General features: G+C 69.6%; 13 protein-coding genes. 2 read left to right on the plus strand and 11 right to left on the minus strand.

Features of this window, described 5'->3' with window-relative positions; genetic code table 11:
• Positions 1 to 3 precede the first annotated feature (3 nt).
• The 5 genes from fabF to OHA18_RS28890 form a co-directional block, all read right to left on the minus strand.
• A complete protein-coding gene (gene fabF / locus OHA18_RS28870) occupies positions 4 to 1,239 on the minus strand; it encodes a beta-ketoacyl-ACP synthase II (protein ID WP_328998462.1) in 1,236 nt (411 codons plus the stop codon).
• Positions 1,240 to 1,367: 128 nt separating this feature from the next.
• Entirely contained in the window at positions 1,368 to 1,616 is a 249-nt protein-coding gene (locus OHA18_RS28875) for an acyl carrier protein (protein ID WP_130446978.1), read from the minus strand.
• 79 nt (positions 1,617 to 1,695) lie between these two features.
• Positions 1,696 to 2,685, minus strand: a complete 990-nt coding sequence (locus tag OHA18_RS28880) for a beta-ketoacyl-ACP synthase III (RefSeq protein ID WP_328998463.1) — start codon at positions 2,683 to 2,685, stop codon at positions 1,696 to 1,698.
• Complete coding sequence (locus OHA18_RS28885; protein ID WP_328998464.1) at positions 2,682 to 3,875, minus strand: acyltransferase domain-containing protein; 1,194 nt, start codon at positions 3,873 to 3,875, stop codon at positions 2,682 to 2,684. Before OHA18_RS28885 ends, OHA18_RS28880 begins: the two co-directional genes overlap by 4 nt.
• A 78-nt stretch (positions 3,876 to 3,953) precedes the next feature.
• On the minus strand, positions 3,954 to 5,189 hold the full coding sequence (locus OHA18_RS28890) for a PucR family transcriptional regulator (protein ID WP_442914340.1): 1,236 nt from the start codon (positions 5,187 to 5,189) through the stop codon (positions 3,954 to 3,956).
• A gap of 92 nt (positions 5,190 to 5,281) precedes the next feature.
• Here OHA18_RS28890 and OHA18_RS28895 point away from each other — a divergent pair, with 92 nt between their 5' ends.
• Together OHA18_RS28895 and OHA18_RS28900 are read left to right on the plus strand one after the other, a co-directional pair.
• Entirely contained in the window at positions 5,282 to 6,322 is a 1,041-nt protein-coding gene (locus OHA18_RS28895) for a PHP domain-containing protein (RefSeq protein ID WP_328998466.1), read from the plus strand.
• Entirely contained in the window at positions 6,322 to 7,329 is a 1,008-nt protein-coding gene (locus tag OHA18_RS28900) for a pirin family protein (protein ID WP_328998467.1), read from the plus strand. The genes OHA18_RS28895 and OHA18_RS28900 overlap by 1 nt, the downstream gene beginning before the upstream one ends.
• Here the strand turns inward: OHA18_RS28900 and OHA18_RS28905 are convergent.
• The 6 genes from OHA18_RS28905 to aceE form a co-directional block, all read right to left on the minus strand.
• The gene (locus OHA18_RS28905) at positions 7,304 to 7,828 is read right to left on the minus strand and encodes a hypothetical protein (protein WP_328998468.1); all 525 of its coding nucleotides are present in this window, start codon (positions 7,826 to 7,828) and stop codon (positions 7,304 to 7,306) included. The genes OHA18_RS28900 and OHA18_RS28905 overlap by 26 nt on opposite strands.
• Before the next feature lie 74 nt (positions 7,829 to 7,902).
• A complete protein-coding gene (locus OHA18_RS28910; RefSeq protein WP_328998469.1) occupies positions 7,903 to 9,540 on the minus strand; it encodes a helix-turn-helix transcriptional regulator in 1,638 nt (545 codons plus the stop codon).
• A 34-nt stretch (positions 9,541 to 9,574) separates the two neighbouring features.
• A complete protein-coding gene (locus OHA18_RS28915; protein ID WP_328998470.1) occupies positions 9,575 to 10,660 on the minus strand; it encodes a flavin-containing monooxygenase in 1,086 nt (361 codons plus the stop codon).
• A gap of 69 nt (positions 10,661 to 10,729) precedes the next feature.
• Positions 10,730 to 12,202 carry a peptide MFS transporter gene (locus tag OHA18_RS28920; RefSeq protein ID WP_328998471.1) on the minus strand — a complete coding sequence of 491 codons (1,473 nt, stop codon included), beginning with the start codon at positions 12,200 to 12,202 and terminating at the stop codon, positions 10,730 to 10,732.
• A gap of 56 nt (positions 12,203 to 12,258) precedes the next feature.
• Positions 12,259 to 12,777, minus strand: a complete 519-nt coding sequence (locus tag OHA18_RS28925) for a GNAT family N-acetyltransferase (protein ID WP_328998472.1) — start codon at positions 12,775 to 12,777, stop codon at positions 12,259 to 12,261.
• 99 nt (positions 12,778 to 12,876) lie between these two features.
• The gene (gene aceE, locus OHA18_RS28930) at positions 12,877 to 15,645 is read right to left on the minus strand and encodes a pyruvate dehydrogenase (acetyl-transferring), homodimeric type (protein ID WP_442914341.1); all 2,769 of its coding nucleotides are present in this window, start codon (positions 15,643 to 15,645) and stop codon (positions 12,877 to 12,879) included.
• Positions 15,646 to 15,874 lie beyond the last annotated feature (229 nt).

Here is a 15,874-nt window from a genome sequence, read left to right on the forward strand (position 1 = left end):
GAGTTACAGCGTTTTGAACGCGATGGCGGCGTTGTGGCCGCCGAAGCCGAACGAGTTGTTCAGCGCCGCGATGTCCCCGTCGGGCAGCTTGCGCTGCTCGGTCGCGACGTCCAGGTCGATCTGGTCGTCGAGCTTGTCCACGTTGATGGTGGGCGGCGAGACCCGGTTGTGCAGGGCGAGCACGGTCGCGACCGACTCGACTGCGCCGGCGCCGCCGAGCAGGTGACCGATCATCGACTTCGGTGCGGTGGCGACCGCGTGGTCGGCCTCCTTGCCGAGCGCCTGCCGGATCGCGAGCGACTCGGCGATGTCACCTTGCGGCGTCGACGTGGCGTGCGCGTTGATGTGGAAGATATCGGCCGGGGTCAGATCGCCCTCGGACAGCGCCCGCTCCATCGCCCGCCGCGCACCGGACCCGGTCGGGTCGGGCTGCGCGATGTCGTGACCGTCGGCGGAGATCCCCGCACCGGCCAGCTCGGCGTAGATCTTCGCGCCACGCGCCTTCGCGTGCTCGTACGACTCGAGGATCAGCACGCCGGCGCCCTCACCGAGCAGGAAGCCGTCGCGGTCGACGTCCCACGGACGCGAGGCCCGCTCCGGGTCGTCGTTGCGCTTGCTCAGCGCCTGCATCATCCCGAACGCGGCCAGCGGCAGCGCCATGATCGCACCCTCGGAGCCACCGGCGATGATGACGTCCGCGCGGCCGAGCCGGATCTGGTCCAGACCCAGCCAGATCGCCTCGTTGCCGGAGGCACAGGCCGAGACCGGGGTGTGGACGCCGGCCTTGGCGCCGAACTCCAGGCTGACGTACGCGGCCGACGAGTTCGGCATCAGCATCGGGATCGCCAGCGGCGACACCCGACGCGGGTTCTGCAGCAGGGCGTCGTAGTTCGAGAGGGTGGTGTGGAGGCCGCCGATACCGGACGCGACCGCGACCCCGAGCCGCTCCTTGTCCATCCCGGAGTCCTCCAGGCCGGAGTCGGCCCAGGCCTCACGGGCGGCGACCACGGCGAGTTGCGCCGTACGGTCGAGACGGCGGGCCTTCACGCGCTCGATCACCTCGGTCGGCTCGACCGCGGCCGGTGCGGCGATCTGGACCGCCAGGTTCTGCACCCACTCGTCGGTCAGCCGCCGCGCGCCGGAGCGTCCGGCCAGCAGCCCTTCCCAGGTGCTGGACACGTCGCCCCCGAGCGGGGTCGTGGCTCCGAGCCCAGTGATGACGACTCGGGTCTTCGACATGGTTACCTCATCCTTCACGGGTCAGATCTGCGGTTGGGAGCGAGGGTGGGTACTGCGTGGTGCTCATCGAACTGCCTCCGGCAGAGGGGCCCGATGAGCACCCGGGCCAGCACGGGTGACGGCGTACGTCAGCCGTTCTGGGCGCGCTCGATGAACGCGACCGCGTCGCCGACGGTCTTCAGGTTCTTGACCTCGTCGTCGGGGATCTTCACGTCGAACTTCTCCTCGGCGGCCACGACGACCTCCACCATGGAGAGCGAGTCGACGTCGAGGTCGTCGGTGAAGGACTTGTCCAGCTGGACGTCCTCCACCGGGATGCCGGCGATCTCGTTCACGATCTCGGCGAGGTTGGAACGGATCTCTTCGGTGCTGGCCATGTTCTCTGGTTCCCTTTCGGATTTCTTCTGGCTGTACAGCCGGGTGCGGCCACCTGAGCCGCCCCCGGACAACTATGGACTACGGAAGCCGGATCACCTGGGCGGCGTACACCAGCCCGGCGCCGAAGCCGATGATCAGCGCGAGGTCGCCGCTCTTGGCCTCGCCGGCCTCGCGCATCGCGGTGATCGCGAGCGGGATCGACGCGGCCGAGGTGTTGCCCTGGCGCTCGATGTCGCGCGCGACCTTGACGTGCTCGGGCAGCTTCAGCGCGCGCCGCATCGCGTCGGTGATCCGCATGTTCGCCTGGTGCGGCACGAACAGGTCGAGCTGCTCGGCCTTCACGCCGGCCACGTCCAGCGCCCGCTGCGCGGTCTTCGCCATCTCGAACGACGCCCAGCGGAACACCGGGTTGCCGTCCATCGTGAGGTGCGGCCAGTTGTAGCTGCCGAACACCTCCTGCCAGGACTCCTTCTGGCTGATCACCTGGTGCTGCGTGCCGTCCGAACCCCACACCACCGGGCCGATGCCGGGCTCGTCGGTCGGTCCGACGATCGCCGCGCCGGCGCCGTCGGCGAAGATGAACGCCGTACCGCGGTCGGTCCGGTCGGTGATGTCGCTGAGCCGCTCGACCCCGATCGCCAGCACGTACTTCGCACTGCCGCCGCGGACCAGGTCGTTGGCCATCGCGACGCCGTAGCAGAAGCCGGCGCAGGCGGCGGAGATGTCGAACGCGGCCGCGGTCGGGGCGCCGACCTCGACGGCGATCCGGGTCGCGATCGCCGGGGTCTGATACAGGTGGGTGACGGTGGCGACGATGACGCAGCCGATCTCGGCCGGGTCGATGCCGGACTCGGCCAGCGCGTCCTTGGCCGCGTTCACCGCCATCATCAGGACGGTCTCGTCGTCGCTCGCCCAGCGCCGTTCCTTGATCCCGGACCGGGTCTGGATCCACTCGTCGCTGGAGTCGATCTGCTCGAGGATCTCGGCGTTCGGCACCACCCGGCGCGGCCGGTACGACCCGATGCCGAGCACTCCGGCGTACGCCGAGCCTGTCGACGCCGTGATCATGAGCTGCTCCCCGCGGGGTGCAGGCGGACCAGCGGCTGTCCTGGGGCGACCGGGTCGCCCTCCTCGGCCAGCCACTCGACCACGATGCCGCCGTGCGGCGCGCTCACCTCGACCTCGTCGCGCAGGCTCGCGACCTTCGCCACGACCTCGCCGGCCGTGACGGTGTCGCCGGACTCCCGGCGTACGTCGACCTCGCGGGTGAACGTGCCCTTGATCGGGGCGACCAGCAGGCGCCAGGTCGGGGAGGCGTCGATCTCGGACGGGCTGCCGTGTTTGTCCACGAACGCGCGGGCGTCGTCGAGCTGGTCCGGCGTCTTCAGCGCGAACGTCTCGACACCCTTCAGGGCGCGCCGGGCGATACCGGTCAGCGTGCCCGCCGGCGGCAGCTCGAGGATGCCGGTCACGTCGAGGTCCGCCATGGTCTGCATGCACAGGTCCCAGCGGACGGGCGCGTTCACCTGGTTGACGAGCCGCCGCAGGACGTCCCGGCCGTCGTGGACGACGTGGCCGTCGCGGTTCGAGATCAGGCGGGTCCGCGGGTCGTGGGTGCTGATTGCGGTCGCGTACTTCGCCAGCGTCTGGACGGCCGGCTCCATGTGCTTGGTGTGGAAGGCGCCGGCGACCGACAGCGGGATCAGCCGGGTCTTGGCCGGCGGGTCCGCGGCCAGCGCGGCCAGCTCCTCGACGGTGCCGGCGGCAACGATCTGGCCGGGGCCGTTGTCGTTGGCCGCGGTCAGTCCGTGCTCGGCGAGCTTGGCCAGAATCTCCTCGCGGTCACCGCCCAGGACAGCGGTCATCGAGGTCGCGGTCTGCGCCGCCGCGGCGGCCATCGCCTTGCCGCGCTCGCGGACCAGGACCATCGCCTGCTCGGCGGTCAGCACACCGGTGCCGGCAGCGGCGGCGAGCTCACCGACGCTGTGACCGGCGACCGCGCCAACCTTGGTGAAGGCGTCGGTCGGGTGCGGGAACACCGCCAGCGCGGCCAGCATGCTGGACGCGACCAGCAGCGGCTGCGCGATCGCGGTATCGCGGACCGTGTCCGCGTCGGCTTCGGTGCCGTAGTGGGCGAGGTCGAGACCGGCCACCGCGGAGAGCCAGTTCAGCCGGCTCTCGAACACGGGATCCGCCAGCCACGGCTCGAGGAATCCTGGGGTCTGGGCACCCTGACCGGGCGCGACGATGACGAGCACGTGACCACTCTCCCTCAGCCGGACCGGTCGGGAGCCCCAGGGCGAGCACGAATTCTTCCGGGCCGGTTTGTAGGGATCCTACAAAACGGCGCTACCCGGCTCGGGATTCAGCAGGCGACCCAAGGTCAGTGCGACACGCAGTGTGAAAGCGTCGCGGGGATCGAGCGGGTTGTACGCCGTGATGTCGGCCACACGCTTCAGCCGGTACCGGACGGTATTGGCGTGGATGAACATCGCCCGTGCCGTCGCCTCGATCGATCCGCCCGAGTCGAGGTACGCCGAAACGGTGTCGAGGAGCACGCCATCGCCCACGGTGAGCGGGCCGTAGATCTCGTTGGCGAGCTGACGGCGGGCGTGGCCGTCTCCGGAGAGTGACCGTTCCGGGAGCAGTTCGTCGGCCTGCACGGGCCGTGGCGCGGCCGGCCAGGCGGCTGCGGCCCGGAGGCCGGCGACGGCGGCCCGGGCCGAGGTCACGGCGGACATCAGGTCCTTCACGACCGGGCCGACGACGATCGGACCGGGTCCAAACCAATGGGCGAGTTTTTGTACGATCTCCACAGGTTTGCTCGTACCGCCGAGTACCACGACCAGGCGGTCGCCCTGGATCGCGCACAGTGCGTCAGCACCGGCCTCGCGGGCGGCCTGCCGGACCATGTCTGCCAGGTTCGACGTGGTGTCGGTGGTCTGGGCCCGTCCGACCACGACGGCGACCTCGGCCGAGCCCGTCGTACCTGCCGCTCCGGTCCAGCCGAGGGCCGAGGCGCGGGAGCGGACCGACTCGTCGGCCTCGCCGCGGATCACGGAGTCGACGAGCAGGGCTTCCAGCCGGGCGTCCCAGGCGCCGCGCATCTCGGCGGCCTGGGCGTAGACGGTGGCGGCCGCGAACGCGACCTCGCGGGCGTACCGCTGGATTGCCTCGTGCACGATCGGCACGTCGTCGGGCGGGAGCAGCGTGCCGATGGTGGTCTCGATGGTCTCGATCGTCGTCCGGACCAGGTCGACCGTCTGGTGCAGCGAGATCACCCGGGTGAACTCGCGCGGCGCGGACCCGAAGATCCGGGTCGGCATCGAGGAGTGCGCGTCCGGGTCGCGGAACCATTCGACGAACGCCGAGATCCCCGACTGCGCCACCAGCCCGATCCAGGACCGGTCCTGCGCCGACAACGTCCCGAACCACGGCAGCTTCGCGTCCATCGCAGCCATCGCCGCGGTCGCCAGCGCACCGGTCGCCCCCTGCAACCGCTCCGCCCGCGCCAGATGCGCCTTCGTCCCCTTCACCACGAACCGACCATAGACCCCGGATCCCCAGGCCATCACAATCCCAGCTCACAGGACGGTCCCCGCCGGGCCGAGGGCCGCGGGGCCGATTGTGATGGCCTGGGGATCCGCGCTGCAATGATGGAGACATGACGGACAAGGCGGGTGTGGCGGATGCGGTCGCGGCGTTGCGGGCCATCGGGTACTACCTCGAGCGGGACCGGCAGCCGACGCATCGCGTGAAGGCGTACCGGCGGGCCGCCGACACGATCGCCGCACTGCCGGCCGCCGAGGTGCGCGCCCGCCGCCGCGCCGGGACGCTGACCGAGCTGGCCGGCATCGGCCCGAAGACCGAGGCCGTCATCGTCGAGGCGATGGACGGCGCCACCCCGTCGTACCTGGTCAAGTTGGAGGAGGCCGCCGGCGAGCTGACGACCGCGGGCAAGCGGATGCGGGCGGACCTGAAGGCGGACCTGCATCTGCATTCGGAGTGGTCCGACGGTGGGAGCCCGATCGAGGAGATGGCGCGTACGGCGCACCGCCTCGGCCACTCGTACATCGCGCTGACCGACCACTCGCCGCGGCTGACCGTCGCCAACGGGCTCTCCCGGGAGCGCCGGCTCCAGCAGCTCGAGGTCGTTGCCGAACTCAACAAGAAGCTGGCCGACGAGCTGGACGGCTTCCAGATCCTGAACGGGATCGAGGTCGACATCAACGAGGACGGCACGCTCGACTGCGACACCGAGATCCTGGCCAGGCTGGATGTCGTGGTCGCCAGCGTGCACTCGAAGCTCCGGATGGCCTCGGAGCCGATGACCGAGCGGATGGTCCGCGCGATCGCGAACCCACATGTCGACATCCTCGGTCACTGCACCGGCCGGTTGATCACCGGCGGCCGGGGCACGCGTCCCGAGTCGGAGTTCGACCCCGAGGTGGTGTTCGAGGCCTGCCGTCAGTTCGGTACGGCGGTCGAGATCAACTCCCGCCCCGAACGCCTCGACCCGCCCAAGCGCCTGCTCTCACTGGCCGTCGAGATGGACTGCATCTTCTCCATCGACACCGACGCACACGCGCCCGGCCAGCTCGACTGGCAGGTCTACGGCTGCGAACGCGCCGAGGACTGCGGCGTCACCCCTGACCGGGTCATCAACACCTGGGACCAGCAGCAACTCCTTGAATGGACCGCATGATGAGTGATCTCGAGAAGGATCCGGCCGAAGTCGTCGGCACCGGGGACTGCGAAGGACCTGCGCTGGAGATGCTCGAAGGGCGCGAGGTGGTGCTCGGACGATCGACGACGGTACGGCGCCTACTGCCCAACAAGAACCGCCGCATGGTCGGCGCATGGTGCTTCGTCGATCACTACGGACCGGATGATCTGACCCGTCGCGTCGACCCGTACGACGTACCGGGGGAGCGTGGCATGCAGGTCCCACCGCACCCGCACACCAGTCTGCAGACGGTCAGCTGGCTGTTCGAGGGCGAGATCGAGCACCGCGACAGCGTCGGATCGCACGCGTTCGTGCGACCGGGCGAGCTCAACATCATGACCGCGGGCAACGGGATCGCGCACTCCGAGATCTCCACCCCGACCGCACCGCCCATGCTGCACGGCGCCCAACTCTGGGTCGCCCTGCCGGACTCGGTGCGGACGACGACCCCGCCGGCCTTCAACGCGTACGCGGACCTGCCGCAGCTCGACTTCGACGGCGCCCACGCCACGGTGATGATCGGCACCGTTGCCGGTGTCACCTCGCCGGCGCCCGCGTTCACGCCGCTCGTCGGCGCGGACATCACGACCGAGCCGGGCCGCACGCTGGCCCTCCCGCTCACCCCGTCCAACGAGTATGCCGTACTCGTCGTCGACGGATCGCTCTCGGTCGGGGACCTGAGCCCGGGCTTCGGCGAGATGGTCTACCTCGGCGCCGGCCGCGAGTCGATCGAGCTAGTTGCCTCCGACAACGGTGTGCGCTTCCTGCTGCTCGGCGGCGAGCCGTTCGAGGAGCAGCTCGTCATGTGGTGGAACTTCATCGGCCGCTCCCATGAGGAGATCGTTGCCGCCCGCCGGTCCTGGCAGGACGCGATCAGTGCCGCCGGCAACGACCGCTTCAAGCTGGTCCCCGGCTACGAGGGCGACCCGCTCCCGGCCCCGCCGCTGCCCGTCACCACCCTCAAACCGCGACCGCGGTCACGCTGAGGCGACGGCGGTAGTAGGACCAGGTCAGGACCAGGAGCGCCGGACCCCAGAGGTACAGCGGCAGGTAGCAGGTCAGCATCAGGACCTTCCATGCTGTGCTGGAGAACGGAATGAAGTGGTCCGTCCACACATCACGGAAGCCGTAGGTCCAGATCGCGATCAGGGACAGTGCGCCGAGCGTGGCGGGGATGATCGCGGCGTACGGGTGGACGCGGCGGCCGCCGATGAACGGGATCCAGCGCGGTGCGATCTCGCCCCAGCGGCTGACCATGCCCAGGGCCGTCAGCGCCACCAGTTCGGAGAAGACCGTCAGGCAGACGACGTACACCTTGCCGCCGATGCCTTCGAGCTGGGCGGGGCTGCCGTTCGAGTCCAGCATGCCCATCGACGAACCGAAGACCAGGCCGAGCCGCCACAACCCGGACGGCAACGTCAGGAACGGGACGACATGGGCCAGGCGGTACGCCCACCGGGGGACAGGACGCTCTGTTGTGCTCACCCCTCGAGCATCGCGGGCGGCCGCACATCGTCACCTCACCCGCGAGAGGGAACGCACTCCCTCCGGAGAACCTTTCACAGCAGGTCGTGGTCGCGCGCGTACGCCGCGGCCGCCGTCCGGGACGGTACGTCGAGCTTCGCGAAGATGTTGGTGAGATGCCGGGCCACCGTCTTGTCGCTCAGCACCAGCCGGACCGCGATCTCGGCATTACTGTTGCCGACCGCAACCAACCGTAGGACGTCCAGCTCTCGCCCGGTGAGCCCGCCCGTGGTACTGCGGCCGATCAGCTTGTCGGCCTCCTGGCGCGCCGGGACCGTACCGATCTCCGCGAACGTCCGGCAGGCCGCGGTCAGTTCGGCAGTCGCCGAGTCCTCGTCGCCGAGCATCCGGACCGCTCGCCCCACCAGCACCTTCGCCTGCGCCACCTCGTACGGCGCCCGCAGTTCGCCCCACAGCTGTACCGCCAGCCGTGCCTGCGGCAGCGCGCGATCGGGATCCTCACCCGCCAACGCCACCAAGGCCAAGCAGTACGCCGCCGACGCGCGCAACCCCATGCACCCGAACCCGTCGGCGATCGTCGACAACTGCCCGGCCGCATCCTCGGCCTCGCGCAGCGCGTCACCTGCGAGCAGCACCTCGACCGCACCGGCCAGCATCCGCGAGCGATGCACCGGGTCGTTCGTCTCCGCGAGCATCCGGCGTACGGCGGCAACCGCGCCCGGGACGCGCCCGCGCGCCATCATCAACAGCGCGCGCCCGGGCTGCGCGTCGTGCCCGTAGCTGGCCGCCTCGTCGTACGACGCCTCCGCCGCAACGTACTCACCGCGGATCCGCAGTACGTCGCCGCGCTCGCTCAACGCCAGCCCCGCCGCCGCGTCGGACCCCAACGCCGCGTACCGACGGCATGCGTCCTCGAACTCCGCCAACGCCTCCGGGTACGCCGCGTGCAGCCGCAGGATCTGCCCGCGATGTACGGCGCACTGTCCGGTGAATGGCACCAGGTCCGGCTGGGTGTCGCACCAGCGCGTGAGCGCCGTCGTCCACGCCGAGGCCCGCGCGAAGTCGAGGACCTCCTGACACGCGTCGATCATCGCGCAGTAGACCGTGCCGGCGAAGACCGGTGAGAGCTCTCCGGCCGCGACACCGACCATCGCCTCGTCCAGCGTGGCGAGGCCTTCCGGCACCTGGCCGGAGTACATCAGCAGCCGGCCCTTGCAGACCAGGCCCTGCGCCAGCAGGTCCGGATCACCGTGCCGGCGCGCCACGCTGACCATCTCCTCACCGACGGCGAGCCCGCCCGCGAAGTCGCCGCGATCAAGGCGGCGGAAGAAGTCGTGGATCAGCAGGTAACCCCGCTCCACCACATCGTCGGGATAGTCGGCCAGCAGCCGTTCGGCCCGGGCAGCCCAGCCGGTGCCGATCGCGGCCTCCCCGCGCCCGTTCAGCACCCGGGCCAGCCAGTACGCGAACCGCACCGCGCCCAGGACCTCGCCGTTGTCGATCCGCAGCCGGTAGCCCCGCTGCAGCGCCCGGATGCAGGCGTCGATGTCGCCCAGCAGGAACGCGGCCATCGCGAGCGTCATCAGATCGTCCGCCCCGAGACCGACCGCCGCCGGTTCGCCGTCGGCCGCGGTCAGGCGCTCGTACGCAGCGGCCCAGTCGCGTCGCTCGAACGCGATCCGGGCTCGCTGCAGATCGTCGACAATGCCCATGAGGTGCCCCCACTGGTGAGCATGCCTTGCCGGTTCACGCGGCGGCAAGACTCCGCTCGGTGCTGACCCGCGCCACGATCCGCTTGGCGACGTACGCCGCGTCCCGGCCGACACCCGGCAGCACCATCGAACTGAAGGCGTACTGGAACGACAGCCCGCAGAAGAACAGACCGGGTGCGTTCTCCGCGACCCCGCGGAACTCGCGCGGCCAGCCGTCCGCGCCGACGACCGGCATCTTGATCCAGTCGAACGCCTGCCGGAACCCGGTCGCCCAGACCACGTTCGCGACGTCCAGCACCCGGCCGTCCGCCAGCATCGGCAGACCGTCCTGCGCTCCCGTGACCCGTGCCGGCACCCGCTCGACCCCTCGCTCGAGCAGGTCGGCCCGCTTGACCCGGATCATCGGGCCGCCGTGGTGCCGGACGTGCTCCATCTCCTTTCGGCCCATCGGCGTCCGGCGGTTGAGCACATGCCGCCATGCGAACAACATGACCGGCCAGAAGAAGGCCTGGCTGGGCCGGCCGGGCGTGAACGGCACCTGTCCGGGATCGCGGCCGCACAGGATCGTCCCGTGCGTCTGCGCGACCTCGTACGCGATGTCGGTGCCGGAGTGCGAGCCGCCGACGACCAGAGCCGCTCCGTCCTTGAGCTGCTCCGGCCGCTGGTACTCCGACGAGTGCAGCTGCCGGATCGCCGGGTCCAGGTCCACCGCGAAGTCCGGGAGGTACGGCGTACGCCCGAAGGTGCCGGTGGCGACCACGACGTTGTCGGCGGTGAGCTGCTCGCGCCCGACGGTGAGGATCCATTGGTCGTCGAGCCGCTCGAGCTTGTCGACCCGGGTGTTCGGCCGGATCGGCAGGTCGAAGCGCTCGGCGTACGACGCGAGGTAGTCGGCGACCTCGTCCTTGCCCGGGTAGTGCCACGGCTCGCCCGGGAACGGGAGGCCGGGCAGTCCGTCGTACTTCGCCGGCGAGTAGAGCTTCAGGCTGTCCCAGTGCGACCGCCACTGGTCTCCCACCCGCGCGCCGCCGTCGAGGATCGTGAACGGCTCACCGAGCCGCTGTAGGTGGTAACCGGTGGCGAGCCCGGCCTGTCCCGCGCCGATGATGATCGTGTTCATGCCTCGACGGTAGGAATCCCGGGGCACCTCCCGCGTCGGACGGAATGCGCAACTTCCGTCCGGCCGCGACTACGAGGTTTGTCGTAGGTCGGTGTGCCGCCGGATCCACGGTGACAAGGCGAACACGACGACCGCGACCACGATGGTGACGATCGCCAGGCCGCCGAAGTACGCCGTGTCCGACGCGCCTTCGGTGGCCTGCACGAGCTGGGCGGTGATCGCCTGCCCGGCGGCCGGCGCGAGGAACCACAGGGCCATCATCTGGCTCAGGAACGCGCGCGGTGCCAGCACGGTGGTCGCGGCGAGTCCGACCGGGGAGAGGAACAGCTCGCCGAGGGTCTGGATCACGTAGACGCCGACCAGCCAGAGCGGCGACGCAAGGTTGTCCCCGGCAACCGACGACGCGAGCGCCATCACTGCGAACGAGATCCCCGCCAGCAGCAGCCCGGTCGCGAACTTCTGGCCGATCGACGGCGCCCGGTCGCCCAGTCTGATCCAGATCACCGCGAACACCGGCGCCAGCACGATGATCGAGAACGGGTTGACCGACTGGAAGAACTCCGGCGAGATCTCTGTTCCGAGCAGCTTCAGTTGGGTACGGTCGGCCGCGAACGACGTCAGCGTGGTCGCCGCCTGCTCGAACAGCATGAAGAACAGCATCGCCGCGACGAACAGCGGGATGTACGCGCGGACCCGCCGACGCTCGACCGGCGTGACCAGGGGGCTTCGCAGCAGCATCACGAAGTACGCGATCGGCGCCAGGAAGCACAGGTACGAGATCGCGTCGACGACCGGCTTCGGCCCGAGACCGCCGGATCGCCAGGCAGACCAGGCGAAAACGGCCGCGAGCAGCGCCAGCACCGCGACCGAGACCTTGATCATCGTCGGCCGGTCCTCGGCGGTCAGCGGGTTCGGCGGGGTGTCGCCGCGGCCGTGCAGCGTCCGGCGGCCGAGCAGGTACGCGATCAGCGCCAGCGTCATCCCGACCGCGGCCGCCGCGAAGGCCATGTGGAACCCGAACTCCCGGCGCAGGAACCCGACCACGAACGGCGCCGTGAACGAGCCGATGTTGATCCCCATGTAGAAGATCGAGAACGCCGAGTCCCGCCGCGGATCGCCCTGCTCGTACAGCGTGCCGACCATCGTCGACACGTTCGGCTTCAGCAGACCCGTGCCCAGGGCAACCAACGCGATCCCGAAGTACGCCGGGCCGGTGGACGGGATCGCGAGGCACAGGTGCCCGGCGACGATCACGGTCCCGCCGTACAGGACCGTGCGCCGAGCGCCGAAGACCCGGTCCGCGAACCAGCCGCCGAGGACCGAGAGCAGGTACACCGAGGCGCCGTAGATCGACACCACGGCCTGTCCGAGCGACTGCCCGAGACCGAGCCCGTGGGCCTGGTCGGTCAGGTACAGCAACAGGATCGCGCGCATCCCGTAGTAGCTGAACCGCTCCCACAACTCGGTGGTGAACAGCGTCATCAATCCGCGCGGATGCCCGAAGAACGTCCTCTCGGCCGCGACCTGTTGCGTTCCGGACATGTTTGACTACTCCCCGTCGTCGCCAACACTCAGCGCCGACCGTAGCAAACGGGAGGCTAGAGCTCGATCCAGTAGCGGCGGGTCAGGCCCAGCCAGGTCTCGCCCACGTCCTCGAGTACGCCGCCGTTGCGCTCGATCGTCCGCGCCGACGCCACGTTGCCGTCGTCGCAGCTGACCATCACTCGGTCCATGCCGCGGGCGCGGGCCCGGTCGAGGACCTGCGCGAGTGCCCAGGTAGCCAGGCCGCGACCGCGGGCCGACGGACGTACGCCGTACCCGATGTGCCCACCGCCGGCGGCCAGCTTCTCGTTGAGCGCGTGCCGCAGCGAGATCGCGCCCAGGTAGTTGCCATCCTCAACGATCCACCAGTACGTCGCCGGCACCCGGTCCGGCGTGATGTCGACGGAGTCGCTCTGCCGGCGCAAGCGCTCGGTCCAATCCGCGAATCCTTCGGCCGTGGTCAGATCGTCGGCCTCCCACAGCCCGGCGCCGTCCTGGTGCTCTTCACCCCACTCGCGGGACGACTCCAGGAAGGAGTCACGCAGTTCGACGGTCGGCTCGATCAATTCAGGCATGGTCACGAGGGTATGACCGGTCGGCCGCGCGATCCCACCGAATATGCGAGCGGGCCGCCCGTCCCGGTGTGGGATGGACGGCCCGCAAAGGCAGCGGCGTCAGGCGCCGGCGCCCTCCTGCTTCACGCCGGCGACCGCGGTCGGGTCGTCGATGCGGTACTTGCGGGCCGCCTCGGCAGCGACCTCCGGCTTGACGTCACCGCGCTTGGCCAGGATCTCCAGGGTCGCGACGACGATCGACTCGGCGTCCACCTGGAAGTGCCGCCGCGCCGCGGCCCGGGTGTCGGCCAGACCCCAGCCGTCGGTCCCGAGCGAGGTGTAGTCGTTCGGCACCCAGCGGGAGATCTGGTCCTGCACCGCGCGCATGAAGTCGCTGACGGCAACGACCGGACCCTTGGTGTCCTTGAGCTGCTCGGTCACGAACGGCACCTGCTCCGGCTCGTCCGGGTGCAGCAGGTTGTGCTGCTCGGCGGCTACCGCGTCGCGGCGCAGCTCGTTCCACGAGGTGACGGACCAGATGTCCGCGGCCACGGAGTACTCCTCGGCGAGGATCTGCTGGGCCTTCATCACCCACGGCAGTGCGACACCGGACGCGAGCACCTGCGCCCGCGGTACGTCGTCACCCTCGGCGGTCTGGTACTCGTTGAAGCGGTACATGCCCTTGAGCAGGGCCGCGACATCGAGGTTCTCCGGCTCGGCCGGCTGCGCGACCGGCTCGTTGTACACCGTGAGGTAGTAGAAGACGTCCTCGCCGTACGGCTTGTCCGCGTCCAGACCGTAGCCGTACATCCGGCGCAGGCCGTCCTTCACGATGTGCCCGACCTCGTAGGCGAAGCCCGGGTCGTAGTGCACGACCGCCGGGTTGGTCGAGGCGAGCAGCGGCGAGTGACCGTCCGCGTGCTGCAGTCCCTCACCGGTCAGCGTCGTCCGTCCGGCGGTGGCACCCACCAGGAAGCCCCGGCCGAGCTGGTCGCCGAACGCCCAGATCGAGTCGCCGGTCCGCTGGAAGCCGAACATCGAGTAGAAGATGTAGAACGGGATCATCGGCTCGCCGTGGGTGGCGTACGACGTCCCGGCCGCGATCGTCGACCCCATCGCGCCGGCCTCGCTGATGCCCTCGTGCAGCAGCTGACCCGCCGAGGATTCCTTCCAGGACAGCAGCAGGTTGCGGTCGACGGCCTCGTAGTTCTGCCCGTGCGGCGAGTAGATCTTCGCCGTCGGGAACATCGAGTCCATCCCGAACGTGCGGTACTCGTCGGGCGCGATCGGGACGATCCGGTGGCCGATCTCCGGGTCCTTCATCAGGTCGCGGAACAGCCGGACCAGCGCCATCGTGGTGGCGATCGGCGCGTGGTTGCCCTTGGACAGCGGCTTGTAGACGTCGTCGCCGGGCAGCTTGAGCGTCTTCGGCGCGACCTTGCGCTGCGGCAGCGAACCGCCGAGCTGCTTACGCCGATCCATCATGTACTGGTACTCCGGCGAGTCGGTGCCGGGGTGGAAGTACGGCGGGTTGTACGCGTCCTCGAGGGCGGAGTCCTCGATCGGCAGGTAGAGCCGGTCCCGGAACGCCTTCAGGTCGTCCGAGGTCAGCTTCTTCATCTGGTGGGTCGCGTTGCGGCCCTCCAGCGCCTCGATCGTCCAGCCCTTGATGGTCTGGGCCAGGATCACGGTCGGCTGCCCGACGTGCTCGGTCGCGCTCTTGAACGCGGCGTACACCTTGCGGTAGTCGTGACCGCCGCGGGGCAGCTTGCGCAGGTCCTCGTCGGACAGGTTGCTGACCATCTGCTGCAGCCGCTGGTCGCCGCCGAAGAAGTTGTTCCGGATGTACTCGCCGGACTCGACGGAGTACGTCTGGAACTGGCCGTCCGGCGTGGTGTTCATCTTGTTCACCAGCGCGCCGTCGTGGTCCTGGGCGAGCAGGTTGTCCCACTCCCGGCCCCAGATCACCTTGATCACGTTCCAGCCGGCGCCGCGGAAGAACGCCTCCAGTTCCTGGATGACCTTGCCGTTGCCGCGGACCGGGCCGTCCAGCTGTTGCAGGTTGCAGTTGATCACGAAGGTGAGGTTGTCGAGCTCCTCGCGCGCGGCCAGGCCGATCGCGCCGAGCGACTCCGGCTCACCCATCTCGCCGTCACCGAGGAACGCCCAGACGTGCTGCTTGCTGGTGTCCTTGATGCTGCGGTTGTGCAGGTACCGGTTGAAGCGAGCCTGGTAGATCGAGTTCAGCGCGGCCAGTCCCATCGAGACGGTCGGGAACTCCCAGAAGTCCGGCATCAGCCGCGGGTGCGGGTACGACGACAGGCCGTGGTGCGGACCCCGCGAGACCTCCTGGCGGAACCCGTCCAGGTCGTCGGCGGACAGCCGGCCCTCGAGGAAGGCGCGCGCGTACATCCCGGGGGAGGCGTGACCCTGGATGAAGATCTGGTCGCCGCCGTCGGCGTGGTCCTTGCCGCGGAAGAAGTGGTTGAAGCCGACCTCGTACAGGCTGGCCGCGGACTGATAGGTGGCGATGTGGCCGCCGACCTCCAGGCCCTTGCGGTTGGCCTTGCTGACCATCACCGCGGCGTTCCAGCGGATGAAGGCCCGGATCCGGCGCTCGATGTGCTCGTCGCCGGGGAACCACGGCTCACGCTCGGGCGGGATCGAGTTGATGTAGTCGGTGCTCCGCAGGGCGGGCACGCCGACCTGTCGCTCCCGGGCGCGCTCGATCAGCTTGAGCATCAGGTAGCGCGCTCGCGCCTTGCCCCGTTCGTCCAGGACGGCGTCAAGCGATTCGACCCATTCACGCGTCTCGTCGGGGTCGATGTCGGGGAGCTGGGTGGGCATCCCCTCGGTGATGATGGCTGGTGGTTCGTGTCCGGAAGCCACGGTGTCCTGCCGTTCTCTCTGGTTGCTCTTCACCGCAATCCTGTCACCTGTTCGGAATGCGTTCTACTTGGCCTTGCCTTCCCGCCGGATTCCGGCGGGTGGCCCGTGATCTCAGCGGACACGCCCGGTACCCGCCACGCGGATACCGGACACGTCACGGAACCCTGGTGCATACTTGCGCGACGCGGTACGTCACGATGGACTATCGCCAACTGAGTGGTACTGACAC

The organism is Kribbella sp. NBC_00709 (genome assembly GCF_036226565.1).
Lineage (GTDB): Bacteria > Actinomycetota > Actinomycetes > Propionibacteriales > Kribbellaceae > Kribbella.